The sequence below is a fragment of the Microbacterium sp. LWH12-1.2 genome (assembly GCF_040675825.1).
Classification (GTDB): Bacteria; Actinomycetota; Actinomycetes; order Actinomycetales; family Microbacteriaceae; genus Microbacterium.
Genome location: NZ_JBEGIJ010000001.1, coordinates 1,109,022 through 1,131,427, shown reverse-complemented (window position 1 = coordinate 1,131,427; position 22,406 = coordinate 1,109,022). Strand labels below are relative to the sequence as shown.

Here is a 22,406-nt window from a genome sequence, read left to right as displayed (position 1 = left end):
ATCAGCGGTGATCGATCCCGCGGATCTGCGGAGTGTGGAAGGAGCCGCCGAAGGCCCTCTCCGACGCGCCCTCGCGGTCCAGGTACGGCGATGCACCACCGTCGATGAACGGCCAGCCTGCTCCGAGGATCAGGCAGAGGTCGATGTCTTCGACCTCGGGGACGACGCCCTCGTCCAGCATCAGCTTGATCTCCTGCGCGAGCCCATCCTGCACGCGGCCGAGGATCGTCGCGGCGGATGCGGGAGTGGAGCCCACAGCCGACTTGATGACCTTCTCGGCCTGCTTGGTCCAACCGGTCACTCGACCGCCCCTGTCCTTCTCGACGACCGCATCGAGCTGGGCGAGCGCGTGGAAGTTCTCGTTGGCGTAGAAGCGATCCGGGAACGCGTGCACCATGGTGTCCTGCACGTGAGCGGCGACCTTCCAGCCGACGAGGTCGATGAGCTGGAACGGCCCCATCGGCAGGCCGAGCGGTGCGAACGCCTTCTCGACGTCGGCCACCGGCGTGCCCTCGTAGACGGCACGCGCAGCCTCGCCCATGACCTTGGCCAGCAGGCGGTTCACGACGAATCCGGGAGCGTCGGCCGTGAGCACGGCGTTCTTTCCGAGGTTCTTCGCGACGACGAACGCAGTGGCGAGCGCGGCCTCCGAGGTCGCCGGCGTCTTCACGATCTCGATCAACGGCATCACCGCGACCGGGTTGAAGAAATGGAACCCGACCAGACGCTCGGGGTGAGCGAGCTTCGAGCCGATCTCTTCGACGGACAGCGACGAGGTGTTGGTCGCGAGGATGGCGTCCTCCGCGATGATCTTCTCGATCTCTCCGAACACCTGCTGCTTGACGCCGACCTCCTCGAACACGGCTTCGATGACGAAGTCGCAGTCCGCGTAGAGGCTCTTGTCGGTCGTGCCGGTGACCAGCGCACGCAGCTTGTTCGCTGCGTCGGCATCCAGACGACCCTTGGCCTCGAGCTTGCCGATCTCCTCGTGGATGTATGCCACGCCCTTGTCGACGCGGGCCTGATCCAGGTCGGTGATCAGAACCGGCACCTGCAGCTTGCGCACGAACAGCAGAGCGAACTGGCTCGCCATGAGACCGGCGCCGATGATGCCGACCTTGGCGACCTTCTTCGCCAGTTCCTTCGGCGGAGCACCGACAGGGCGCTTCGCCCGCTTCTGCACGAGATCGAAGGCGTACATGGATGCCGCGAACTGATCGCCGGCGACGAGATCGGCGAGCGCTTCGTCTTCACGTGCGAACCCGTCCGCCTTCGTTCCGCTCTTCGCCTTGTCCAGAAGGTCGAGGGCGACGTAGGGGGACTTCGGCACGGTGCCGATCTTCGACTCCAGCATGCCGCGGGCCATCTTGATCGCGATCGGCCACTTCGTCAGCCGCTCGATCTTGCCTGGCTCGTTCTTGCGATCGACCTTCTTGCCGCCGAGGACGGCGTCCGCCCAGGCGAGCGAGTTCTCGAGGTAGTTCGCCGCGGGGAAGATCGCGTCGACGATCCCGAGGTCGAATGCCTGCTGCGGCTTGAGCATCCGGTTCTGCTTGAGAGGGTTCGAGATGACGACCTCGAGAGCGTTCTCGATGCCGATCAGGTTCGGCAGCAGGTACGCGCCGCCCCAGCCGGGGATGATGCCGAGGAACACCTCGGGCAGTGCGATCGCGGCCGCCGAGGAATCGACCGTGCGGTAGGTCGAGTTCAGCGCGATCTCCAGACCTCCGCCGAGGGCGAGGCCGTTGACGAAGGCGAAGGAGGGAACACCCAGATCCGACAACTTGCCGAGAACCTTGTGACCGAGCTGCGCGATCAGGCGTGCGTTGTCGCGCGAGCCGACCTTGCTGATGTCGGACAGATCGGCGCCGGCGGCCAGGATGTACTGCTTTCCGGTGACGCCGACCGCCTGGATCTCGCCAGCGGCGGCGCGCACCTTGAGAGCATCCAGCGTCTCGCCGAGCTCGGTGAGGGTCGCCGGGCCGAGGGTGTTCGGGCGGTTGTGATCGCGGCCGTTGTCGAGCGTGACCAGCGCGAGCACCTTGCCGGAGGCGAGACGGACGTCGCGCACGGGAGAGTGCGTGACGACCTCACCCTCGGTGAGGGCCTGGATGGGGGAGAAGTCGATCTCTTCGTAGTTCGTCATCGCGACTACTTCCTCTTCTTGCCGTTGTAGTGCGGGTTCTCCCAGATGACCGAGCCGCCCTGGCCGAGGCCGACGCACATCGCGGTCAGGCCGTACCGGACGTCCGGACGCTCGGCGAACTGCGCGGCGAGCTGGATCATCAGACGTACGCCGGACGCGGCGAGCGGATGTCCGAGCGCGATCGCCCCACCCCACTGGTTCACGCGGGGGTCATCGTCGGCGATCCCGAAGTGGTCGAGGAGCGAGATGACCTGAATCGCGAAAGCCTCGTTCAGTTCGAAGAGGCCGATGTCGGAGATGTCGAGACCGGCCTTCTTCAGAGCCTTCTCCGTGGAGGGGATCGGACCGATGCCCATGATCTCCGGCTGAACGCCCGCGAATGCGAACGAGACCATGCGCATCTTCGGTGCCAGGCCGAACTCCTTGACTGCGCCGCCGCCGGCCAGCAGCGACATCGTCGCGCCATCCGTGAGCGGCGAGGAGGTACCGGCGGTGACGCGTCCATGCGGACGGAACGGTGTCTTCAGCGCGGCGAGGTCATCCATCGTGGTCTGCGGGCGGCGGCCCTCGTCCTCGGTGGCGAGGCCCCAGGCGCCGTCGGCCGTCTTCGTCGCGACCGAGACGAGATCAGGCTGGATCTTTCCGGCGTCGTACGCAGCCTGCACCTTGTGCTGGCTGAGCATCCCGAAGCGGTCCGAACGCTCCTTGGTGAGGTGCGGGAAGCGGTCGAAGATGCGCTCAGCGGTGACTCCCATGTTGAGGGCGCCGGGGTCGACCATCTTCTCCGCGACGAAGCGGGGGTTCGGGTCGGCATTGCCGCCGATCGGGTGGTGTCCCATGTGCTCGACACCGCCGGCGAGGGCGAAGTCGTACATGCCGATGCCGATCGATGCGCCCATCGTCGTGACGCTGGTCATCGCGCCGGCGCACATGCGCTCGACGGCGAGGCCGGGAACGGTCTGCGGGAGCCCGGCGAGCAGTGCCACCGAGCGCCCGAGCGTGAGGCCCTGGTCTCCGGTCTGCGAGGTCGCGGCGATCGCCACATCATCGATGCGGTCGGTCGGAACCGCCGCGTTCCGCTCCAACAGGCCGATGGTCGCCTTGACGGCGAGGTCATCAGCGCGGGTGTTCCAGTACATGCCTTTTTCGCCGGCGCGCCCGAAGGGCGTGCGCATTCCATCGACGAAGAAGACGTCCGAGATCTCGGCCACTCTGCCTCCAAGTTTGTGCGGAGCCCTCAGTCTATGGAGGCCCGAAAAACCGGGAGGAATCGCTTGGATCGAACCTACGAAGCGGGTGCGTCGGGCTCGGGGGCCGGTTGCGCAGCTTCTACAAAGGCAGCCGCGATCTTCTGTGCAGTCTGTGCAATCTGCCAGGGGCGAGCGCCGAGCGCTGTGAGCGCTTCGCCGATCTCCTCGGCGCTGGATCCCGGCGGCTCCCATGCCACCCGACGGAGGAACTCCGGGGTCAACAGGTTCTCGGTGGGCATTCCGAGTTCCTCCGCGACAGCTTCGACGACGGGTCGTGCAGCCTTCAGCCGAGCATCGGCTTCGGGATTGCGATCCGACCACGCGCGAGGCGGGGGCAGGGCATCGCTGGGCACGCGCTCACGGGGGATCTCGGTCGTCTCCCGACCCGTCGTGATGGCCTGCCACCAGCGATCGAGCTGAGAGCGGCTTGCGCGCCCCTGGAAATCCTTGAGCGCGGCGAGAGCCTGTTTGCTCTGCGGGTTCGCCATCACGGCTGCGACGAGGGAACGGTCAGGAACGAGGCGGCCAGGGGAGACATCCTGATCCTGCGCGAACGTCTCGCGCGCGACCCAGAGCTCCCGCGCGACGGCGAGGTTACGTGCTCCACGGACCTGGTGCAGGCCGCTCAGCCGGCGCCACGGATCTTCCCGCGGCGGCTTCGGAAGGCGGGTGAGCGTCGCCGCGAACTCCTCGGCAGCGAACTCCGTCTTGCTCTGCTCCGCGAGTTCGGCAGCGAGGGCATCACGCACATCGACCAGGTGAAGGACGTCGAGTGCGGCGTACTCGAGCCACGAAGCGGGGAGCGGCCTCGTCGACCAGTCCGCGGCCGAATGCTCCTTCTTCAGCGTGATGCCGAGCGTGGATTCGACGACAGCGGCGAGTCCTACCCGCTCGTGGCCGAGCAGGCGAGCGGCGAGCTCCGTGTCGAAGATCGAGGCGGGGGAGAGTTCGAGTTCCCGGAGGGAGGGGAGATCCTGACTGGCAGCGTGGAAGACCCACTCCTCATCGCCGATCGCCTCTTGCAGCGGCGCGAAGTCGCCGAGCGGCGGCGGGTCGAAGAGGAACACGCCCGCATCTCGGCGGAAGACCTGAACCAGGTAGGCGCGCTGGGAGTAACGGAAGCCGGAGGCGCGCTCCACGTCGACTGCAACCGGTCCGGTGCCTGCGGCGAGTGCGGAACAGGCCGCACGGAACTCCCCGGCATCCGTGATCACGGAGTAATCAGTCACGTGCAGCCTTTCGCGCGCCGATCACGGCGATGTCCTCGGAACCGGGCGGAAGTCCCGCCAGCATCCCGACCAACTCGGCCCATGCTTCGACGTGCGGTCGGAACGGGCCATCCGGTGTCCAGGACGCCCGCAATTCTATCTGTGCACCGTCTCCTTCGACCGCGAGGCCGCCGAAACCCTTCGAGAGGGTCTTCGTGGACGTGCCGGATGCCGAATGGTAGATCGCATCCCTCGAGTCGAGCGCATCGACCAGCCACGACCAGGTGACGTCGGCCAGCAGCGGGTCTGTGCCGATCTCCGTCTCCAGCGGAGCCTGGGCGAACGTGACGATGCGCCAGGCGCCGCCCCACGCATCTGGAGCGTCAGGGTCGTGCAGCAGCACGAAGCGGCCGGTGCCGTACACCGATTCACCATCGCTGCCCGGTCGCACGTCCGCGGCGAGCGCGATCGCGAACGGCGCGAGTCCTTGCGGAGTGGGAATCTCGCGCACGGTGATGTCGGCACGGAAGACGGTCTCACGCAGTTCGGTCGTCGCCGCTTCGAAAAGGGCCCCGGCATCGGGATGTGCGGTCACAGCGACAGGCTAGAGTCAGGAAGCGATGAAGAGTCTCAGGCACGCCGTTGCGCTCCTTGTCCCCGCTCTCCTTGCGCTCGGGGCGGCGCTGGCGTTCATCGTGTTCGGCGTGGCCCGACGTGTCGTCACGCCCATTCGCCGCGCTCCCGACACCGCGATCCTCGCCGTCGACACCGGAGCGCAGACGATCGAACTCACCCGCACCCCCGACACCGAGCTGCCCGGCCGCTACGGCCTGTTCACGACCGGCACCTACGGCTATGTGAAGCTCGGCGCGGTCCTCAGCGCCGACGCGACCACCGTGCGTCGCAAGTTGCTCACGCAGATCGAGTCCGGCGCGCGGGTCGACCGCGATGCAGGGTTCAGCGGGTGGTACTACTCGTCGCCGAGCGAACTGCACCTGCGCTGGGAGAGCGTGCTCATCGGTTCACCGGCTGGTCCGTGCCCTGCGTGGTTCTTCCCCGCGACGTCGTCGACCTGGGTGATCCAGGTGCACGGTCGCGGCGTCACCCGTGCCGAATGCCTGCGCGCCGTTCCGGTGCTGCACGCTCTCGGGCTGCCGAATCTCGTCGTCTCCTACCGGAACGACGGCGAGGCTCCGCGCAGCCGCGGGGGAGCCTATGCCCTGGGCGCCGCCGAATGGCGTGACGTCGACGCGGCAATCGGCTACGCACTGCGTCACGGCGCTGACCGCGTGCTGCTGATGGGCTGGTCGATGGGCGGCGCGGTGTCTCTTCAGGTAGCGGTGAACTCCGGCAATCGCGATCGCATCGCCGGCCTCATCCTGGACTCCCCGGTGATCGACTGGCGCACCGTGCTGCGATTCCAGGCGCGAGAGGCGGGGATGCGTGCGCCGCTGCCCGACCTCGCGATGAGTGCGCTGTCGCTTCCGCTGACGGCGCGCCTGAGCGGTGCGGAGGAGGCGATTCCTTTCGACCGCCTCGACATGGTTGCCCGTGCCGATGAGCTCACCATGCCGATCCTGATCCTGCACAGCGATGACGACGGTTTCGTGCCCTCCGACGCGTCCCACGCCCTGCAGGAGGCGCGGCCGGACCTCGTCACGATGCCGCACTTCTCCGTCGCACGGCACACGAAGCTGTGGAACTACGACCAGGTGAGCTGGACCAGGGCGATCACCGACTGGGTGACCGAGCAGGGCTTCAGCGCTTCTGCCTGACCTGCTTCTTCGCCCGCATGAGCATCCCGGTCATGCCGCCGATGCGAAGCGGGGACACAGCCTTGGTCAAGCCGATGGACTGCGGGTAGTCGTCGGGGATCGCGAGCACCTCGTCGGCTGTCAGACCGGTGAGGCCCTGCACGAGGATGCTGGCGAAGCCGCGTGTCGTCGGCGCCTCGGGCGGTGCGGTCGCGTGCATGGTCACGACGTCGTCGGTGACCTCCACGTAGATGTACACGGGGGACTGGCATTCGGCCACGCGCTCGTACATCTCGGGATGCTGCGCGACCTCGTCCGAGACCGGTGGGAGCTCGTCGGAGAACTCCAGCAGGAGCAGCAGGCGATCGGTCTCCGGGGTCTCCAGGAACGCGTCGCGGATCTCCGCGAGAGAGTCAGGAACGGCGGTGGTACTCATCCCTGACATTCTCCCACGGCCAGCGACTCACATGCTCAGAGTGCGCCAGGCTCCGTGCCCGTGACGATCGGCACGCGCACGGCACTGCCCCACTCCGTCCAGGAGCCGTCGTAGTTGCGGACGTTCTCGAAGCCGAGGAGATGCGTGAGTACGAACCATGTGTGGCTCGAGCGCTCACCGATACGGCAGTACGCCACCACGTCGTCCCCATCGCGGAGGCCGGCACCGTCGCGGTAGATGGCCTCGAGTTCGGCGCGGTTCTTGAAACCGCCGTCCTCAGCCACTGCCTTCGCCCAGGGGACGCTCTGCGCGGTGGGGATGTGACCGGCACGCAGCGCTCCCTCGTCGGGGTAGGCGGGAGCCGTGGTGCGCTCACCGCTGTATTCCTCGGGCGAGCGCACATCGATCAGGGGATTGCCGATGTGCGCGAGAACGTCTTCCTTGTAGGCGCGGATGATCGAATCGTCGCGTTCGACCACCGGGTAGACGGTCGCCGTCGGAGTCGGGTTGTCGCGCGTGATCTCCCGTCCCTCCGAGATCCAGCGGTCGCGGCCACCGTCGAGCAGTCGCACATCCTCGTGTCCGAAGAGGGAGAAGACCCAGAGCGCGTATGCCGCCCACCAATTGTTCTTGTCGCCGTAGATCACGACCGTGTCGTCGCGTGAGATGCCCTTGCGGCTGAGGAGAGCGGCAAAGCCCTCGCCGTCGACGTAGTCGCGCACGACGGGGTCGTTGAGCTCGGTGTGCCAGTCGACCTTCACCGCACCGGGAATGTGGCCGGTCTCATAGAGAAGGACGTCTTCATCGGACTCGACCACGACGAGGCCGGGTGTTCCGAGGCGCTCCGCGAGCCAATCGGTGGTCACGAGTCGGCCGGGTTCGGCGTATTCGGCGAACTTGGCGGAAGTCGTATCGAACTCGATGGCCACGGGGGTCTCCTCAAAGGGTGGGCGAGCGATGGTGCGGATGCCGACGGCGTAAGGTTGGAGCCGTCCCTTCGACGATAGATCCCCGCTGTGTGCGCTGCACCCGATTCGTAAGACTTCGACACAGCCAGCCCCCGATTCAGGAACCGAATGACTGAGACGACGAGCCGCCCAGGCATCGTGCACCTGACCGAGCGCCAGCCCAATGTGACGGGTCCCGAGATGCTGGCGAGCCTCGTGCCGCCCCCGCAGTTCGATACCGCGACGTTCGACAGCTACCGTGTCGATGCTGCCTACCCCTCCCAGGAAGAGGCGAAGGAAACCCTGGCCCGCTTCGCGGGGCGTGGAACGCCTGCGAAGCGAGGCGGCTTCTTCAGCCGGGCGAAGAAGGAACCGGAGCTGAAGCCCGGCGTCTACCTGGACGGCGGGTTCGGGGTCGGAAAGACTCACCTCCTCGCATCGATCTATCACGCGATGCCGGCCCGTCGGAAGTACTTCGGATCCTTCATCGAGTACACCGCACTGGTCGGAGCTCTCGGCTACAAGAACACCGTCGACCTCCTCAAGGGCGCAGACCTGATCTGCATCGACGAATTCGAGCTCGACGATCCGGGCGACACGATGGTGATGACGCGGCTGCTCGGCGAGCTCGTTCCGACCGGCACTCGGCTCGCGGCGACCTCGAACACCCCGCCCAACGCCCTCGGTGAGGGGCGCTTCGCCGCACAGGACTTCCTCCGCGAGATCCACGCGATGTCGGACAGCTTCCAGACGCTGCGCATCGACGGCGTGGACTTCCGCCAACGCGCCCTCGACGGACATGCCGTGGTCAGCGATCAGGAGCAGTACGCCCGCGCGGTGACGGATGCCGGCAGTACGGGGACCGCATCCGACGACGTGTTCGGTGATGTCATCCGCCACCTCGCTCGCGTGCACCCGTCGCGGTACCTGCGGGTGATCGACGGACTGGACCTCGTCGGGCTGCGTGACGTGCATGTGCTCACCGATCAGTCCGAGGCGCTGCGTTTCGTGGCCTTCGTGGACCGCGTGTACGACGCGCAGATCCCGATCGTCGCGACGGGGGTCAGCCTGGAGCAGGTGTTCGCGGACGAGATGCTCGGTGGTGGTTACCGCAAGAAGTACCTGCGCGCCATCTCCCGCCTCAACGCGTTGACGCATTCTGCGCAGGACAGCAGCCCCGCGTAACACGAAGTTCACACGCCGCCGCACGGCGTAACGTTCCCGAAACACACCTCGCTCACATCGGTAACCGGGCATCTCCACACTGAAGCTCTCAGTTACCCGAATGTGAGGTTTGACATGGATTCACCCGGCAACATCTCCTGGGCGATCACCGCGACCGCCCTTGTCCTGCTGATGACGCCCGGCGTCGCCTTCTTCTACGGCGGCCTGGTCAAGGCGAAGAGCGTCGTCAGCATGATGATGATGAGCTTCGGCTCGATCGGGCTGGTGGCCGTGCTCTGGGTGCTCTTCGGATTCTCGATGAGCGCGGTCGAGAGCCCCGGCCAGTTCGCGGGCAATCCCTTCGCCGACTTCGGGCTGAACGGCCTCGCCAGCGGTGAAGGCTCCAACGTCGCACTCATCGGCGTCGCGTACGGCGCGACCTTCGCGATCATCACGGTCGCCCTGATCTCAGGAGCCATCGCGGACCGCGCGCGCTTCGGCCCGTGGCTCATCTTCGCCGGCGTGTTCGCCACTGTCGGCTACTTCCCGGTCGCCGCATGGGTCTGGGGCGGCGGCTGGATCATGAACCTCGGCACCACCCTGTTCGGTGAGGACAGCGGCATCGCCGTGATCGACTACGCCGGTGGCACCGCGGTGCACATCAATGCCGGTGCCGCCGCTCTGGCGCTCGCGCTCGTGCTCGGCAAGCGCATCGGGTTCCAGAAGGGCATCCTCAAGCCGCACAACGTCCCGCTGACGCTGCTCGGTGCGGCGCTCCTCTGGTTCGGCTGGTTCGGGTTCAATGCGGGCGCCGAATGGCTCTCCGAGGACATGGGCAAGGTCGGACTCATCGGCATCAACACCCTGGGTGCCACGGCCGCCGCGATCCTCGGCTGGATCCTGGTCGAGCGCATCAAGGATGGCAAGGCCACCTCGGTCGGTGCCGCCTCCGGTGCGGTCGCGGGTCTGGTCGCGATCACGCCTGCCTGCGCGAACCTCAGCCCCGGCTGGGCGCTGCTGCTCGGCGCGCTCTCCGGTATCGCCTGCGCTCTGGCGGTCGAGCTGAAGTTCCGTCTCGGCTTCGACGACTCGCTCGACGTCGTCGGCATCCACCTCGTCGGCGGTCTTCTCGGGACGCTCTACCTGGGATTCTTCGCCACGGAGCAGGGCCTGTTCACCGGCGGTGATCTGCGGCTGCTCACGGTGCAGGCGATCGCAGCCGGCGGGGTGCTGCTCTACTCGTTCATCGTGTCCTTCATCATCGGCTTCGCCATCGAGAAGACGATCGGCTTCCGAGTCACGAACGAGGACGAGATCGCCGGCGTCGACCTGGTCGTGCACGGCGAAGAGGGCTACGCCCTCGCGGAGTAGGGACCTGCGGCTAGGGTGGCCGGGTGACTTCCTCGAAGAGCATCCTGGCCACCCTCGCCGAGATCCTGCTCAAGGCACTCGGATCTGAGCGGCCGTCTCGGACGCCTGTGCGTCCGAGACGGCCGGATGCGCGTCTGCGGTCGGTCGGCGAGGAGGGCGCTGATCGCGGAAGTGACGGCGACACCGCGACGGTACGCGTCGACCCCGACGGCGTCCGTGATCTGCGGATCGCCTATGCGCCGGACCAGGACGGCGCCCCGGATGCCGGAGAGATCGTCTGGACCTGGGTGCCCTATGAGGAGAATGACGGTCGCGGCAAGGATCGTCCTGTGCTGGTGATCGCTCGCGCGTCAGCGGAGCGCGTGTACGCCGTCCGCATGACCAGTCGCTCGCATGACGGTGACCGCGACTACCTGTCCATCGGTTCAGGTTCCTGGGATGCGCAAGGTCGCGAATCCTGGGTCGACATCGAGCAGCTGTACAGCGTGCACGAGGACGGGTTGCGCCGAGAGGCCGCTGTGCTCGATCCTCAGCGCTACGGTCGTGTGACCGCAGCGCTCAGGAATCGCTACGGGTGGCGAGCGGGGGAGTAGGGGCCTCGCCCCTGGCGCCGGCGCTCAGCCGCGCGTCGCAAGCGGCGCGTGCGCGAGCTGCGGGAAGGCCTGCAGCACCATCTCGACGAGATCGTTCAGGGGCCTGGTCAGCGGATCCGTGGCCGGAAGGCCGAGTTCGAGTTCGATGGCGTCGATGGCCTCGCCGATCTCGTCGGCGGCCATGCCCTCGTGATTGACGGTGATGCCGATGACCTTCGTGTCGGCGAACGCCTCGATCAATGCGACCTCGCTGGCGACTGTGGGCATCTTGACCATGGGGAAGTCGCCGAGCGTGCGCCGTTTCGGAGCGTGCTGGACGATGACGCCTGCGGGCTGGCTGCCGCGGAGGATGTGTGCCGAAGTGATGTAGGCAGGGTGGCTGAGCGCGCCCTGGCCCTCGACGATGATGATGTCGGGATTCTCGCCTTCGAACGCGGCGACGACCTGGTTCTCCACCTCACCCGAGCAGTACTGCGGCACGAGTGCGTCGAGGGCCACGCCGTACTTGCCGCCCTGGATGATCGTCGTCTGCCCGGTGCCGACCATCACGGCGTGGATGCCGCGCGCATTCAGCGCCTGCACCAGGAGAGTCGAGGTCGTGCGCTTGCCGATCGCGCCGTCGGTGCCGAGCACCGCGATGCGCGGGCAGGTGACATCGAAGATCCGACCGGAGAACAGGTGGAGTTCGTGCATGCTGCGCGGGCGACGGACGTCGGTGATGGTGACGCCGGCCAGCAATGCGGCGGCAGCGAACTCGGCATCGTCGTTGAGGAACTCATGCAGCCCGTTGATGATGTGCATGCCGCGGGCGATCCCGTCGAGCAGGACGACGCGCTGCGCGGGCGAGAGGAGACCGTCGGCCGGGGCAACGCCGCAGATCAGGTAGTCCGGGACGCGGTCGGCGTGAACGACGGACTGTGCGAGGTTCGCGAGGATCGGGATGCCGTTGGGGGTGCCGTCGAGGAACATCCCGGCGTCGGCGCCTGCCCGCGTGCTGTCGATCACGCTGAGGATGTCGTACTTCTCGGAGTGGCGGATGAGACCGTTCGCGGTCTTGCCGTCCTGCTCGCCGAACTGGCCTTCGCAGTAGACCACTGCGGTGGCGCCGACGGGAAGGATTGCCGCGTCACTGAGCACGGTCGTATGGACTGGGGACGACGAATTCATCGGGTTCCTCAACGGTCGCACAGAGGAGGCGACAAGAAACGGAGGGCCGTTGAAAGCTGTCGGTCGACGAGAAGTCTTCCCTGATGATCGGCAAAATGCCGACTACTGCACCGTAGCAGGCGCGTATCCGCAGCGGCTGTGAATCACGGACGCACGATCGCGATCCAATCCGATGGGCCTCGCACGCCGAACTCTCTGTGAGTCGCTTCCGCGGCCGCATCCCAAGGAGGAATCATGCGTTTCATCCCGACCAAGGTCCACGGCATTCTCGACTACATCGTCGGCGTCGCTCTCATCGCCGCCCCCTGGGTCTTCGGATTCGCGTCCGTCGGCGGCGCGGCCGTCGTCATCCCGATCGTCCTCGGCGTCGGCCTCATCGTCTACAGCCTGTTCACGAAGTACGAGTGGGGACCGTTCGGGTTCATCCCGATGCCGGTGCACCTCGTCTTCGACGTCGCTGCCAGTCTGTTTCTCGCCCTTTCGCCGTGGATCTTCGGGTTCGCCGGCGAAGCATTGAACGTCTGGCTGCCGCACGTGGTCGTCGGCGCCGCCGTCATCGTCGTCGTGCTGTTCTCACAGTCGCAGCCGGCAGGTGCTCGCACGCGCGTCGCTACTGCTTGAGGGTGGCTTCCCCGGGGCCTCACGGCCCCGGGAGGCCATCCTTTCGCGTGAACTTTGATCGGGTGAGGATCACGATCGCAGCGCTTCGCTCAACCACCGTGCGTAGAGCGACCAGGGGTCGCCGCGTTTCCGAAGGGTACTGATGTGGGCACGGAGGTCGGCGGTGAGCGTGAACCACTCGCCGCCTTCGCGAGCCGCCGCGAACTCCCGATGCCGCCGCTGTTCGACAGGACGACCCCCGCGCTCGAACGCGAGCAGCTCTTCATGCCGGATGCTCGCTAGTCGCTGACGGGGACGTCGACTCGTTCCGATCTTCACCCTGCGGTCGTAGCGGATGTAGTAGACGACCTCGATCACGGGTCGGGGGAGATCGTGGTCGGGAACGTCGCCGTATCGCCAGCCGCATACCGCGCATATCCAGGCCCCGCCAATGCGCGCCCCGAACTCGTTGGCGCAGAGGTTGCAGGGACCGGGTAGTCGGCTGTTCGTCACCACGGGTCGACGGTACGCGCGGGTTGCGACACTGCGTTGACCTGACAGAGTCCTGGACAGCGGAAACCCCCGAAGATCGATGATCTCGGGGGTAGTGGTGGGCGATACCGGACTCGAACCGATGACCTCTTCCGTGTGAAGGAAGCGCGCTACCAACTGCGCCAATCGCCCATGACCCAGGGGGTCGACAACCGATATTACCTGACTCGAACTCGTCTCGCTGACCACTCTGAGAGACACGCGCGAGATACGCGGCCGGTTTGGCCATGCGGCGATCTTCGGCTAATGTTTCATAAGTGCCCGGGACAACCGGGAACAAAATGCGGATGTAGCGCAGTGGTAGCGCATCACCTTGCCAAGGTGAGGGTCGCGAGTTCGAATCTCGTCATCCGCTCGAGTGCAGTGAGTTTCTCTTGGAGACTCGAAGCACGTGGGGTCAATCCACACGGTGGCGTGGCCGAGCGGCTAGGCACCGGCCTGCAAAGCCGTTTACACGGGTTCGAATCCCGTCGCCACCTCGTCGCAAAAATGAATAGCCCAAACGGGCGCGATTGGCGCAGCGGTAGCGCGCTTCCCTGACACGGAAGAGGTCACTGGTTCGATCCCAGTATCGCGCACAGACAAAACCCCCGGTTTTCCGGGGGTTTTTGCGTTTCCGGCGAGAGACCACCTTCGAGTCCTAGCGGTTCGCGCGGCGCGCCCGATGAGATGCGATGAGACCCGAGATCACCGCGCCGATCAACGAGTTGATGGCGAACACAAGGCCGAATGCGAGGCCAAACACCGCGACCACTGCGCCGGCGGCCAGGCCGAGCCAGAACGGCACGGCGATGAACGCGAAGAGAAACGACCCGTTGTCCATGCGCCCAGAGTAAACCCGCGACTGAACTATGCACGCCGCGCCGGTCACCCGTTGTCGCGCGCCGCCCGTTTCACGACGTCGTAGGCGTCGAGCGCCGCATTTCGAGTCTCGCGCAGATCCACGATCGCCTCAGCGCCGGAGTCCGGGGCCCATCGGGAGACATACAGGCTCTGGGCGTCGAACTTCTTCGCCTGCAGCTCAGGGTTGAAGATACGGAAGTACGGTGCGGCATCCGCACCGGAACCTGCCACCCACTGCCAATTGAACGGATTGTTCGCCCCATCGGCGTCGACCAGGGTGTCCCAGAACCACTCTTCACCGCGTCGCCAGTCGATGAGAAGGACAAATCTTCCTCTCTTTACCCATCTCCTCCCGTAATATCCATAATCTTATCTCCTATACAACACAAACCCTTACTCCTATTTTTTCTCCTTATCTACCTTCTTCATTTCAACACTAATCTCCATTAAACCCTCTTTCTTCACTTTAAATCACTCCACATACTCATAAACACTATTCCATTCTTTCCTTATTACCTCTATATCCTTCTCAACCTCCACCCTCTCAACTCCCTTACCCCACTTCTCTACTACTTCTTATTCAAACTATCCATCACCTATCATTTTCACCTCATCCCCCCCACCTCCCTATTTTATCCTCCCTCTACTCATTACTCACTACCTCTTCTTTACTTTTCTTACAATCTACACTCTCTACTACTACTACTCTCTCCTTACTCCTTTCACCCTACACTCCTACCAAACATCCATACTTTACTATTTTCCTTAACCTATACATTCTACTTCATTCACCTCACTCCCATACCTCAACTTCTTACCTCCCTTTTTAACCTTTTACTTCCATTCTCTTCCTCTCCTCCTACTTTTATCACCTACACTATCTACTTCTTACTACCTTACTTCACTATCTCTTCTTCCTTTCCTTCTCTCCCACTCATCCTACCTCCCTCCTCTCTCACATAACTACTCAATTCTAACTTCCCTACTTACCTTAATCCCCCCTCTCTTCCCTCCACTATCTTCAACCTCCTTCATTAATTTCCCACTCTCCTTCACCCTAATATTCCTTAATCTCTCCTCATTCTTTCATCTCCTTCTATCATCTCCCCCTCTCTCCCCTCCTTCTCTCCATTTATCTATATACTCTTCTACTCTCCCTCCATCCCTTCATCCTATCACCTATCTATCCTTTATTAATACTTTCACCTCCTAATTTCCCCCTCTCATCTTTTCATACCCGACTTTACGCCACTCTCTTGATATACTGTGTCCCTCTACTACGCTCCATCAGCGTCTCATCGCACTCGCTCTCATAATCCCCACAAAATAGAATATCCCCCCCCTACGCCGCACTTGTCATCCTGTGTGTTCTCACTCACCTCTATAGATCATTTATCTATTTACTCTTCACCCAACCTCTAAAAACATTCCCTCATCTTTTCCCCTTCCTCACACGCGCACTCTCCTTCTCATATATTCTAACTCAAAAAAAAAAAAAAATATATAAATTTATATCTCCTCCCCTTTCTCTATCTCCACTCTTATATCTTTCATTCTATTTCAAGGGTCAGTCTTAGAAGACGTTTTGTGCGTCACACTCTACCTCCCTCACAAGATAGATATTTCTTTCTTTTTCCCTCCTCTCCCTCCCCTCCACTATCTCTCTCATTTTACTAGCTTGTGAGAGATAGTAGTCATAGTGTCCATACCAATATACACCATGAGAGATATATACCCTCTCACTCTCACATCGCATCGCTGTGTAACCAACAATAACAACCTTCTCTCCTCATATCGTCACTCTCATCTATCTATTTGACGCTCAACGCGTCGCCGATAGAGGTGTGATATTCATTCATCAGACCCAGCAACGTCATTGTTGATAGTGTGTGTGTGTTGTGTGTGTGTGTGATTCTTGGCATCCGCCTCGCCTCGCCACACCCTCGCCCCCTCCCTGCCCCATTGGTGTGTTCGCGCTCACTCTCGCGCTCACATCGCTCGCGCACGCACAGCTCTGCTCAGTCTGACGGCTTTATAGAGATGTGTGTGAGATATGATGGTGGACACACTCCCCCCCCCCTCCCTCTCGCCCGCTCTCAGCCTGTTGTCGTGGGGCACTCGTTCGGAGGCTTCACCGCTCCGCTGGTGGCCGCGCTCCGGCCGGTGGAGCAGATCGTCTTCCTCGCGGGCATGGTGCCGCGGCCCGGCGAATCGCCGGAGGAGTGGTGGGGGAACACCGGCTCCGCCGAGGCGGTGACCGCGCAAGCCGCCGTCGATGGCGGGCTCACGGGCAACAGCGATCCGTTCATCAGCTTCTATCACGACGTTCCTCGTGTGCTTGCCGAAGAGGCGATGTCGCGCGAGCGGGCGCATCCTTCGGCGGCGGCCATGTCGACGCCGTGGCCGCGGGATGCGCTACCGGACGTGCCGGCGGCCTTTCTCCTCTGTCGCGATGACCGGTTCTTCCCTGCCGCTTTCATGCGTCGCATGGTGCGGGGCCGATTGGGTATCGAGCCGGAGGAGATTCCAGGAAGCCATTGCGCTCCGCTGAGCCACCCCGAAGAGGTGGCCGATGCGCTCGAACGGGTATCGGAACGACGAGAATAGGCGTCGGAGTTCCCGGCCTGCATCGCCGCTGCGCAATCGCCCCCATACCCGGGTAGGACGGAGAGTTGATACCCGCGTAGCTGTCGAGGCATCGGAGCGCGAGCCTAGGCTGACGCCCATGCGATCACGTCTTCTCGTCCTCTCTGCTGCCGTCCTTCTCATCGGGTCGGCGCTCACCGGATGCACGTCGTTCGGCGCAGGCCCCAGAGTCACCGAGAGCCTGACGATCGACGATGTGTCCGCTGTCGAGCTGGATACGGGCGGCAGCCTTCACATCACGCTGGGGAACGCACCATCGCTGACGGTGACTGCCGGAGCGAAGGTGATCGATCTGCTCACCGCGGAAGTGTCCGCCGGTGTGCTACGCCTCGGCACGCAAGGGGAGTTCTTCGAGTACCTCGGCGAGATCCGTTACGACCTCACCGTGACCTCGCTGACCTCACTCTCCGTGCTGGGCTCGGGCGACGCCACGGCCGACTTCGCCGGGGCGTCCGACCCGATCATCCTCGTCAAAGGATCAGGGAGCGTCGATGCCACCGGAATCGACGGACAGACTGCCTCGCTCACCGTCGACGGCTCGGGTTCGATAGCCGCGGAAGCGGCAGTCCGCGCACTCACCGCGCGGATCGACGGTTCGGGCGGCATCAGCATCAACGGCAGCACCACGGATCAGATCGTCGAGATCCGAGGGGCAGGCGGTTACGAGGCCCTCGAGTTGCAGAGCGCCAATACGCGGATCGTCACGCGCGGCGCCGGCGATGCCGAGCTGCTCGTCTCCGACACGCTCGACGTGATCATCGACGGGAGCGGCGACGTCGAGTACGCCGGCGATCCGCGCGTGACGAAGAGCATCTCCGGCTCGGGCGACCTCGTGCGGCGCTGAGGCGGGTTCGCGAGGCGAGCCGGCACCGCGCGGGCGAGTAACCTGGAGATGACCCTCTAGATGGAGATTCTCTGTGCCTGAAGATGCCCAGCCGAAAGACGGCTTCGCCCTGTTCTCTGATCGATCCGTCGTCGCCATGCGCGTCAACGGCACTCTCAAGGACCTCGCGACGACACTGACCGACGGCGACGAAGTCGAGCCGGTCACGATCGACAGCCCAGACGGACTGAACATCCTCCGTCACTCGGCGGCGCACGTGCTCGCGCAGGCGGTGCAGCGGATCAACCCGCAGGCGAATCTCGGCATCGGCCCGCCCATCACCGACGGCTTCTACTACGACTTCGGCGTCGAGCATCCGTTCACCCCGGAAGATCTCAAGGCCGTCACCAAGGAGATGCAGCGCATCGTCCGCGAGGGACAGCGGTTCGTCCGTCGCGTCGTCACGGACGACGAGGCCCGCGCGGAACTCGCCGATGAGCCCTTCAAGCTCGAGTTGATCGGACTCAAGGGCGGTAAGGAAGCAGCAGAAGGCGCCTCCGTCGAGGTCGGCGAGGGCGAACTCACGATCTACGACAACACCACCCGCGACGGCGAGGTCGTCTGGAAGGACCTCTGCCGAGGGCCGCACCTGCCAAACACTCGCATGATCGGCAACGGCTGGGACCTCACTCGCATCGCCGCCGCCTACTGGCGCGGCAGCGAGAAGAACCCGCAGCTGCAGCGCATCTACGGCACGGCCTGGCCGTCGAAGGACGAGCTGCGCGCCTACCAGCACCGGCTGGAGGAGGCCGCCAAGCGCGATCACCGTCGCCTGGGCAAGGAACTCGACCTGTTCTCCTTCCCCGAGGAGATCGGTTCGGGCCTGAGCGTCTGGCATCCGCGTGGCGGCATGATCCGCGGCGAGATGGAGCAGCACGCGCGGAAGCGCCACATCGAGGGCGGCTACACCTACGTCTACACGCCGCACATCTCGAAGGAAGACCTCTTCCTGACCTCGAACCACCTCGTCACGTACAAGGAGGGCATGTTCCCGCCGATCGTCATGGACGAGGAGCGCGACGAGAACGGTGAGATCACCAAGCAGGGCCAGGACTACTACCTGAAGCCGATGAACTGCCCGATGCACATCCTGATCTACAAGGAACGTGCGCGCAGTTACCGCGACCTGCCTCTGCGTTTCGCCGAGAACGGCACGGTCTACCGCAATGAGCTCTCCGGGGCGCTGCACGGTCTGACCCGCGTGCGCGGTTTCACCCAGGACGACTCGCACCTCTTCGTCACCCCCGATCAGCTCGAAGAAGAGGTCGCCAAGGTCCTCGAGTTCATCCTCTCGATGCTGCGCGACTTCGGCCTCACCGATTTCGAGCTCGAGCTGTCGATGAAGGACGACGAGAAGTCGAAGTGGATCGGCTCCGACGAGTTCTGGGAGAGCTCGACGGATGCCCTGCGACGCGTCGCCGTGGCGTCCGGTCTGAAGCTGACAGAAGTTCCCGGCGAAGCAGCCTTCTACGGCCCGAAGATCGACCTGAAGACGCGCGACGCCATCGGTCGTGTGTGGCAGCTGTCGACGGTTCAGGTCGACCCGAACCTGCCGGAGCGCTTCGACCTCGAGTTCATGGACAAGGACGGGCAGAGGAAGCGCCCGATCATGATCCACCGTGCGCTGTTCGGCTCGATCGAGCGATTCTTCGCCATCCTGCTCGAGCACTACGCCGGTGACTTCCCGGTGTGGCTCTCGCCGCTGCAGGTGGTCGGCATCCCGATCGCAGACGACTACGCCGACTACCTCGGCGAGGTCATCGATACCCTGCGATCCCACGGCGTCCGTGCGGAACTCGACGTCTCCGACGACCGGATGCAGAAGAAGATCCGCACGCACACCACTGGCAAGGTCCCGCTGCTGCTGATCGCGGGGGAGCAGGATCGGAACGCGGGGACGGTCTCGTTCCGCTACCGTGACGGCACTCAGGAGAACGGAGTGCCGATCGCGGATGCCGTGGCTCGCATCCGTGCCGCCATCGACGCGCACACGCTCGTGCAGACAGTAGGGGATCTGGCGTGACAGATACGCCGGAGCAGCCGCTGGAGGCGTCCGGGCACCTCGCCGGTGTCCCGGACGAGTTCCAGCGGTTGTGGACCCCGCACCGGATGGCGTACATCCAGGCGGGGCCCGAGCCGTTGCGCGAGGAGTGCCCGTTCTGCGAGGCTCCGAAGCACGACGATGTCGACCGGCTCATCGTGGCCCGCGGAGAGACGGCGTACGTGCTGCTGAACCTCTTCCCGTACAACTCAGGTCATCTGCTGGTGTGCCCGTACCGGCACATCGCGACGTACGACCAGGCCACGGCGGAAGAGGTCGCCGAGATCGGCGCGCTGACGCAGACGGCGATGCGGGTCCTCCGCGAGGTCTCGCGTTGCGACGGCTTCAACCTCGGCATGAATCAGGGCGCCGTCGCCGGCGCGGGAGTCGACGGTCATCTGCACCAGCACGTGGTGCCGCGGTGGACATCCGATGCCAACTTCTTCCCGATCATCGCGAAGACCAAGGCGCTGCCCCAGCTGCTCGGCGAAGTGCGGCACGCGGTGGCTGCGGCCTGGCCGCAGTAGCCTCAGCGCACCTGGCGGGCGGTGAACTGCATCTGCGGGTTCGCGTAGAACTCCTGCGCTTCGATGAGCTGGAGTTCCCGTTCGCCGGATTCGAGGGTCGCCTTGAGCAGATCGTAGACGCTGGACGCCGTGCGCTCAAGCGCTGTCTGGGCACTGCCGGTCTGCACGTAGTGCGCTGTGAACAGCGCTGCGGTGACGTCACCTGACCCATTCGCCTTCATCGGCAGATGCGGTGTCTGCACGATCCAGGCGCCCTCATCGTCGACCGCGAGCATCTCGATGGTGCCCTCTTCTCGATCGGGACGCTCGACGCTCGTCACGAGGACGGTCCGCGGCCCCATCGCCCGCGCGACGTCCACCGAGGCAAGGGTGGATTCGAGCGTGTCCGGCTCGGTGCCGGTGAGGAAGCCGAGTTCGAACTGGTTCGGCGTGATGATGTCGGCGACCGGCACGACGCGCTCACGGAGCAGAACGGGGATCGCCGGTGCCACGAAGCACCCCGACTTCGCGTTCCCCATCACCGGATCGCACGCGTAGACGGCCTTCGGATTCGCGGCCTTCACGCGAGATACGGCGTCGATGATCACGTCTCCGATGCCCTCGCCACCCTGATACCCGGAAAGCACCGCATCGATCTCGCCGAAGACGCCGCGCTCCTCGATGCCGGTGATGACCTCGCGAACGTCATCCGGCGCGATCAGCGGACCCCGCCAGGCGCCGTAGCCGGTGTGGTTCGAGAAGTTCACCGTGTAGACCGGCAGCACCTCCACGCCGATGCGCTGCAGCGGGAAGACCGCGGCCGAGTTGCCGACGTGGCCGTAGGCGACGGCCGACTGGATGGAGAGGATCTTCATCCTTCGATCCTGCCATCAGACAGTGCCGGATGACGTCAGCGGATCGCCGCTGCCAGATCGGACACGAGCGTGGCCGTGTCGTCGTCCGACAGGTCATGCACGGTCAGACGAATATGGTGAGATGGTTCTGCGCGGTCGTCGAGAGCGAAGTCGTCGCCGGTGCGCACCAGCCACCCACGGCGCATCAGCCGTTCCGACACGAGCCGGGCCGGTTGCGGAAGCTCCACCCAGAGACTCAGCCCGTCCGTCGACGGGACGCGGAGGCCGAGCTCACGCAGCCGCACCGCGAACGCCTCGTTGCGCTCGGCGTAGTGGCGTCCGGCGGCGGCGATGCGTGCCATCACATCGGCATCGGTCACCTGAGCGAGCGTGAGCCGCTGCAGCAGGTGACTCACCCACGTGGTGCCGGGGCTCAGCCGCATGGCCAGCCGTTCGGCCGTCTCCGGGTCGGTCGCGGCGACGGCGAGGCACATGTCGGGGCCGAGGAACTTCGATACCGACCGCACCAGCGCGTAACGACGATGACCGGGTCCGATCAGGGATTCATGCGGGCGCTGCGACAGCATCGAGAAATGATCGTCCTCGATGATCAGGACGTAGGGGTGATCCGCCAGCACGGCGCGCAGGTCGGCCGCACGCTGCGCGGACATGCTCGCCCCGGTCGGATTCTGCGCGCGTGGCGTGCAGATCACCGCACGGATTCCGGCATCCAGTGCCGCGCGCAGACCGTCGACCGTCATCCCCTCATCGTCCACCGGCACGGCGATCGCTCGGTAGCCGCCGAGGCGCACGGTGTGGATGCTGGCCAGGAAGCAGGGATCCTCCAGTGCCACGGCGTCGTCGCGCATCAACGCCTGCGCGAGAAGTCGTTCGACGGCATCCACCGCCCCGCTGGTGATCGTGATGCGGAAGTCGGACTCGCCGAGGTCGGACGCCACCCAGTTCCGCGCCCACGTCTCGAGCGCGCCGTCGATGACCGGTTCACCGTAGAGCACGGGGCGGCCGGTGACGGTGGCAAGGGCAGGGGAGGGATCGGGGATGAGTCGGGCATCCGGGTTGCCGGTGCCGACATCGCGCAGCACGTTGTCTGCGGCGTATCCCTCCTGGGCGACGGCGTCGACGCCGGCGATCACGGTGCCTGCGCGTCCGCGCGAGATGACCAGCCCGGCTTGCGCCAGCTGTCGATATGCGGCGACGGCGGTGTTGCGATTGACTCCGAGGGTGGCGGCGAGCTCCCGAACCGGCGGCAGCGGGCTCCCCGGACGCAGCGCCCCGCGCTCCCTGAGCCCGCGCACGCTGGCGGCGATATCGGCCGCAGTCGAGCCTGTGATCTCGTGGTTCATGTCACCCCTCGTCATCCGATTCTAGATTGTCGGGACCGGTGCTATCTTTTGACATAGATCAAACACCATCATTGGTTCACC

20 protein-coding genes, 4 tRNA genes and 1 pseudogene are annotated in these 22,406 nt (G+C 64.6%); 12 read left to right on the top strand and 13 right to left on the bottom strand.

Going from position 1 to position 22,406, the window contains the following annotated elements; all coding sequences use genetic code 11:
* Position 1 precedes the first annotated feature (1 nt).
* The 4 genes from MRBLWH12_RS05410 to MRBLWH12_RS05395 all read right to left on the bottom strand — a co-directional run bounded on the left by MRBLWH12_RS05410 (position 2) and on the right by MRBLWH12_RS05395 (position 5,199).
* Entirely contained in the window at positions 2 to 2,146 is a 2,145-nt protein-coding gene (locus MRBLWH12_RS05410) for a 3-hydroxyacyl-CoA dehydrogenase NAD-binding domain-containing protein (protein WP_363546925.1), read from the bottom strand.
* A gap of 5 nt (positions 2,147 to 2,151) precedes the next feature.
* Entirely contained in the window at positions 2,152 to 3,357 is a 1,206-nt protein-coding gene (locus MRBLWH12_RS05405; protein ID WP_341974637.1) for a thiolase family protein, read from the bottom strand.
* Between the two features lie 74 nt (positions 3,358 to 3,431).
* Positions 3,432 to 4,625 (bottom strand): ribonuclease D, encoded by a 1,194-nt coding sequence (locus tag MRBLWH12_RS05400; RefSeq protein WP_363546922.1) that lies wholly within the window; start codon positions 4,623 to 4,625, stop codon positions 3,432 to 3,434.
* The gene (locus MRBLWH12_RS05395; RefSeq protein WP_341974640.1) at positions 4,618 to 5,199 is read right to left on the bottom strand and encodes a DUF3000 domain-containing protein; all 582 of its coding nucleotides are present in this window, start codon (positions 5,197 to 5,199) and stop codon (positions 4,618 to 4,620) included. Before MRBLWH12_RS05395 ends, MRBLWH12_RS05400 begins: the two co-directional genes overlap by 8 nt.
* A 25-nt stretch (positions 5,200 to 5,224) precedes the next feature.
* Here MRBLWH12_RS05395 and MRBLWH12_RS05390 point away from each other — a divergent pair, with 25 nt between their 5' ends.
* Positions 5,225 to 6,379: an alpha/beta hydrolase gene (locus MRBLWH12_RS05390; RefSeq protein WP_363546919.1), complete on the top strand. Its 1,155-nt coding sequence runs from the start codon at positions 5,225 to 5,227 to the stop codon at positions 6,377 to 6,379.
* On the opposite strand, the gene MRBLWH12_RS05385 is transcribed toward MRBLWH12_RS05390, so the two are convergent.
* Both MRBLWH12_RS05385 and MRBLWH12_RS05380 read right to left on the bottom strand, forming a co-directional pair.
* A complete protein-coding gene (locus MRBLWH12_RS05385; RefSeq protein WP_341974643.1) occupies positions 6,363 to 6,794 on the bottom strand; it encodes a SufE family protein in 432 nt (143 codons plus the stop codon). The genes MRBLWH12_RS05390 and MRBLWH12_RS05385 overlap by 17 nt on opposite strands.
* A gap of 35 nt (positions 6,795 to 6,829) precedes the next feature.
* Positions 6,830 to 7,723: a sulfurtransferase gene (locus tag MRBLWH12_RS05380; protein WP_363546916.1), complete on the bottom strand. Its 894-nt coding sequence runs from the start codon at positions 7,721 to 7,723 to the stop codon at positions 6,830 to 6,832.
* 147 nt (positions 7,724 to 7,870) lie between these two features.
* Here MRBLWH12_RS05380 and zapE point away from each other — a divergent pair, with 147 nt between their 5' ends.
* The 3 genes from zapE to MRBLWH12_RS05365 all read left to right on the top strand — a co-directional run bounded on the left by zapE (position 7,871) and on the right by MRBLWH12_RS05365 (position 10,869).
* Positions 7,871 to 8,926 (top strand): cell division protein ZapE, encoded by a 1,056-nt coding sequence (gene zapE / locus MRBLWH12_RS05375; RefSeq protein ID WP_363546913.1) that lies wholly within the window; start codon positions 7,871 to 7,873, stop codon positions 8,924 to 8,926.
* 114 nt (positions 8,927 to 9,040) lie between these two features.
* The gene (locus MRBLWH12_RS05370) at positions 9,041 to 10,276 is read left to right on the top strand and encodes an ammonium transporter (protein WP_363546911.1); all 1,236 of its coding nucleotides are present in this window, start codon (positions 9,041 to 9,043) and stop codon (positions 10,274 to 10,276) included.
* Between the two features lie 23 nt (positions 10,277 to 10,299).
* Complete coding sequence (locus MRBLWH12_RS05365) at positions 10,300 to 10,869, top strand: type II toxin-antitoxin system PemK/MazF family toxin (RefSeq protein WP_363546908.1); 570 nt, start codon at positions 10,300 to 10,302, stop codon at positions 10,867 to 10,869.
* Between the two features lie 24 nt (positions 10,870 to 10,893).
* Here MRBLWH12_RS05365 and MRBLWH12_RS05360 read toward each other — a convergent pair whose 3' ends face one another.
* Positions 10,894 to 12,036, bottom strand: coding sequence for a DUF1611 domain-containing protein (locus MRBLWH12_RS05360; RefSeq protein WP_363546905.1), 1,143 nt, complete (start codon positions 12,034 to 12,036; stop codon positions 10,894 to 10,896).
* A gap of 234 nt (positions 12,037 to 12,270) precedes the next feature.
* Between MRBLWH12_RS05360 and MRBLWH12_RS05355 the strand changes: the two genes are divergently transcribed.
* Complete coding sequence (locus MRBLWH12_RS05355) at positions 12,271 to 12,657, top strand: SPW repeat domain-containing protein (RefSeq protein ID WP_363546903.1); 387 nt, start codon at positions 12,271 to 12,273, stop codon at positions 12,655 to 12,657.
* A 69-nt stretch (positions 12,658 to 12,726) separates the two neighbouring features.
* Here MRBLWH12_RS05355 and MRBLWH12_RS05350 read toward each other — a convergent pair whose 3' ends face one another.
* Together MRBLWH12_RS05350 and MRBLWH12_RS05345 are read right to left on the bottom strand one after the other, a co-directional pair.
* Positions 12,727 to 13,152, bottom strand: coding sequence for a GIY-YIG nuclease family protein (locus MRBLWH12_RS05350; RefSeq protein WP_363546900.1), 426 nt, complete (start codon positions 13,150 to 13,152; stop codon positions 12,727 to 12,729).
* A gap of 92 nt (positions 13,153 to 13,244) precedes the next feature.
* Positions 13,245 to 13,320 (bottom strand) — tRNA-Val (locus MRBLWH12_RS05345).
* Between the two features lie 151 nt (positions 13,321 to 13,471).
* Here MRBLWH12_RS05345 and MRBLWH12_RS05340 point away from each other — a divergent pair.
* The 3 genes from MRBLWH12_RS05340 to MRBLWH12_RS05330 all read left to right on the top strand — a co-directional run bounded on the left by MRBLWH12_RS05340 (position 13,472) and on the right by MRBLWH12_RS05330 (position 13,766).
* A tRNA-Gly gene (locus MRBLWH12_RS05340) sits at positions 13,472 to 13,543 on the top strand.
* 53 nt (positions 13,544 to 13,596) lie between these two features.
* Positions 13,597 to 13,667 (top strand) — tRNA-Cys (locus tag MRBLWH12_RS05335).
* A 27-nt stretch (positions 13,668 to 13,694) separates the two neighbouring features.
* Positions 13,695 to 13,766, top strand: a tRNA-Val gene (locus tag MRBLWH12_RS05330).
* 62 nt (positions 13,767 to 13,828) lie between these two features.
* Here the strand turns inward: MRBLWH12_RS05330 and MRBLWH12_RS05325 are convergent.
* The gene (locus tag MRBLWH12_RS05325; protein WP_341974677.1) at positions 13,829 to 14,011 is read right to left on the bottom strand and encodes a hypothetical protein; all 183 of its coding nucleotides are present in this window, start codon (positions 14,009 to 14,011) and stop codon (positions 13,829 to 13,831) included.
* A gap of 44 nt (positions 14,012 to 14,055) precedes the next feature.
* A pseudogene (locus tag MRBLWH12_RS05320) lies at positions 14,056 to 14,352 on the bottom strand (FAD-binding domain-containing protein); the annotation flags it as partial.
* Between the two features lie 1,719 nt (positions 14,353 to 16,071).
* On the opposite strand from MRBLWH12_RS05320, the gene MRBLWH12_RS05315 reads away from it, so the two are divergent.
* The 4 genes from MRBLWH12_RS05315 to MRBLWH12_RS05300 all read left to right on the top strand — a co-directional run bounded on the left by MRBLWH12_RS05315 (position 16,072) and on the right by MRBLWH12_RS05300 (position 20,128).
* On the top strand, positions 16,072 to 16,638 hold the full coding sequence (locus tag MRBLWH12_RS05315) for an alpha/beta fold hydrolase (protein WP_363546897.1): 567 nt from the start codon (positions 16,072 to 16,074) through the stop codon (positions 16,636 to 16,638).
* Positions 16,639 to 16,756: 118 nt separating this feature from the next.
* Positions 16,757 to 17,521: a GIN domain-containing protein gene (locus tag MRBLWH12_RS05310; RefSeq protein WP_363546894.1), complete on the top strand. Its 765-nt coding sequence runs from the start codon at positions 16,757 to 16,759 to the stop codon at positions 17,519 to 17,521.
* A gap of 136 nt (positions 17,522 to 17,657) precedes the next feature.
* A complete protein-coding gene (gene thrS, locus MRBLWH12_RS05305) occupies positions 17,658 to 19,583 on the top strand; it encodes a threonine--tRNA ligase (protein WP_363551306.1) in 1,926 nt (641 codons plus the stop codon).
* Positions 19,580 to 20,128 carry an HIT family protein gene (locus tag MRBLWH12_RS05300; protein ID WP_341974683.1) on the top strand — a complete coding sequence of 183 codons (549 nt, stop codon included), beginning with the start codon at positions 19,580 to 19,582 and terminating at the stop codon, positions 20,126 to 20,128. The genes thrS and MRBLWH12_RS05300 overlap by 4 nt, the downstream gene beginning before the upstream one ends.
* A 2-nt stretch (positions 20,129 to 20,130) precedes the next feature.
* On the opposite strand, the gene pdxY is transcribed toward MRBLWH12_RS05300, so the two are convergent.
* Together pdxY and MRBLWH12_RS05290 are read right to left on the bottom strand one after the other, a co-directional pair.
* Positions 20,131 to 20,982: a pyridoxal kinase PdxY gene (pdxY, locus tag MRBLWH12_RS05295; protein WP_363546890.1), complete on the bottom strand. Its 852-nt coding sequence runs from the start codon at positions 20,980 to 20,982 to the stop codon at positions 20,131 to 20,133.
* 35 nt (positions 20,983 to 21,017) lie between these two features.
* Positions 21,018 to 22,325 (bottom strand): aminotransferase class I/II-fold pyridoxal phosphate-dependent enzyme, encoded by a 1,308-nt coding sequence (locus MRBLWH12_RS05290; protein WP_363546887.1) that lies wholly within the window; start codon positions 22,323 to 22,325, stop codon positions 21,018 to 21,020.
* Positions 22,326 to 22,406: the final 81 nt, after the last annotated feature.

Excerpts from the sequence above, each read along its gene's own strand:
- MRBLWH12_RS05410 (WP_363546925.1), bottom strand. The coding sequence starts at position 2,146 with ATGACGAACTACGAAGAGATCGACTTCTCCCCCATCCAGGCCCTCACC.
- MRBLWH12_RS05390 (WP_363546919.1), top strand. The coding sequence starts at position 5,225 with ATGAAGAGTCTCAGGCACGCCGTTGCGCTCCTTGTCCCCGCTCTCCTT.
- MRBLWH12_RS05385 (WP_341974643.1), bottom strand. The coding sequence starts at position 6,794 with ATGAGTACCACCGCCGTTCCTGACTCTCTCGCGGAGATCCGCGACGCG.
- zapE (WP_363546913.1), top strand. The coding sequence starts at position 7,871 with ATGACTGAGACGACGAGCCGCCCAGGCATCGTGCACCTGACCGAGCGC.
- MRBLWH12_RS05370 (WP_363546911.1), top strand. The coding sequence starts at position 9,041 with ATGGATTCACCCGGCAACATCTCCTGGGCGATCACCGCGACCGCCCTT.
- MRBLWH12_RS05360 (WP_363546905.1), bottom strand. The coding sequence starts at position 12,036 with ATGAATTCGTCGTCCCCAGTCCATACGACCGTGCTCAGTGACGCGGCA.
- MRBLWH12_RS05355 (WP_363546903.1), top strand. The coding sequence starts at position 12,271 with ATGCGTTTCATCCCGACCAAGGTCCACGGCATTCTCGACTACATCGTC.
- MRBLWH12_RS05325 (WP_341974677.1), bottom strand. The coding sequence starts at position 14,011 with ATGGACAACGGGTCGTTTCTCTTCGCGTTCATCGCCGTGCCGTTCTGG.
- MRBLWH12_RS05315 (WP_363546897.1), top strand. The coding sequence starts at position 16,072 with ATGTGTGTGAGATATGATGGTGGACACACTCCCCCCCCCCTCCCTCTC.
- MRBLWH12_RS05310 (WP_363546894.1), top strand. The coding sequence starts at position 16,757 with ATGCGATCACGTCTTCTCGTCCTCTCTGCTGCCGTCCTTCTCATCGGG.
- thrS (WP_363551306.1), top strand. The coding sequence starts at position 17,658 with ATGCGCGTCAACGGCACTCTCAAGGACCTCGCGACGACACTGACCGAC.
- pdxY (WP_363546890.1), bottom strand. The coding sequence starts at position 20,982 with ATGAAGATCCTCTCCATCCAGTCGGCCGTCGCCTACGGCCACGTCGGC.
- MRBLWH12_RS05290 (WP_363546887.1), bottom strand. The coding sequence starts at position 22,325 with ATGAACCACGAGATCACAGGCTCGACTGCGGCCGATATCGCCGCCAGC.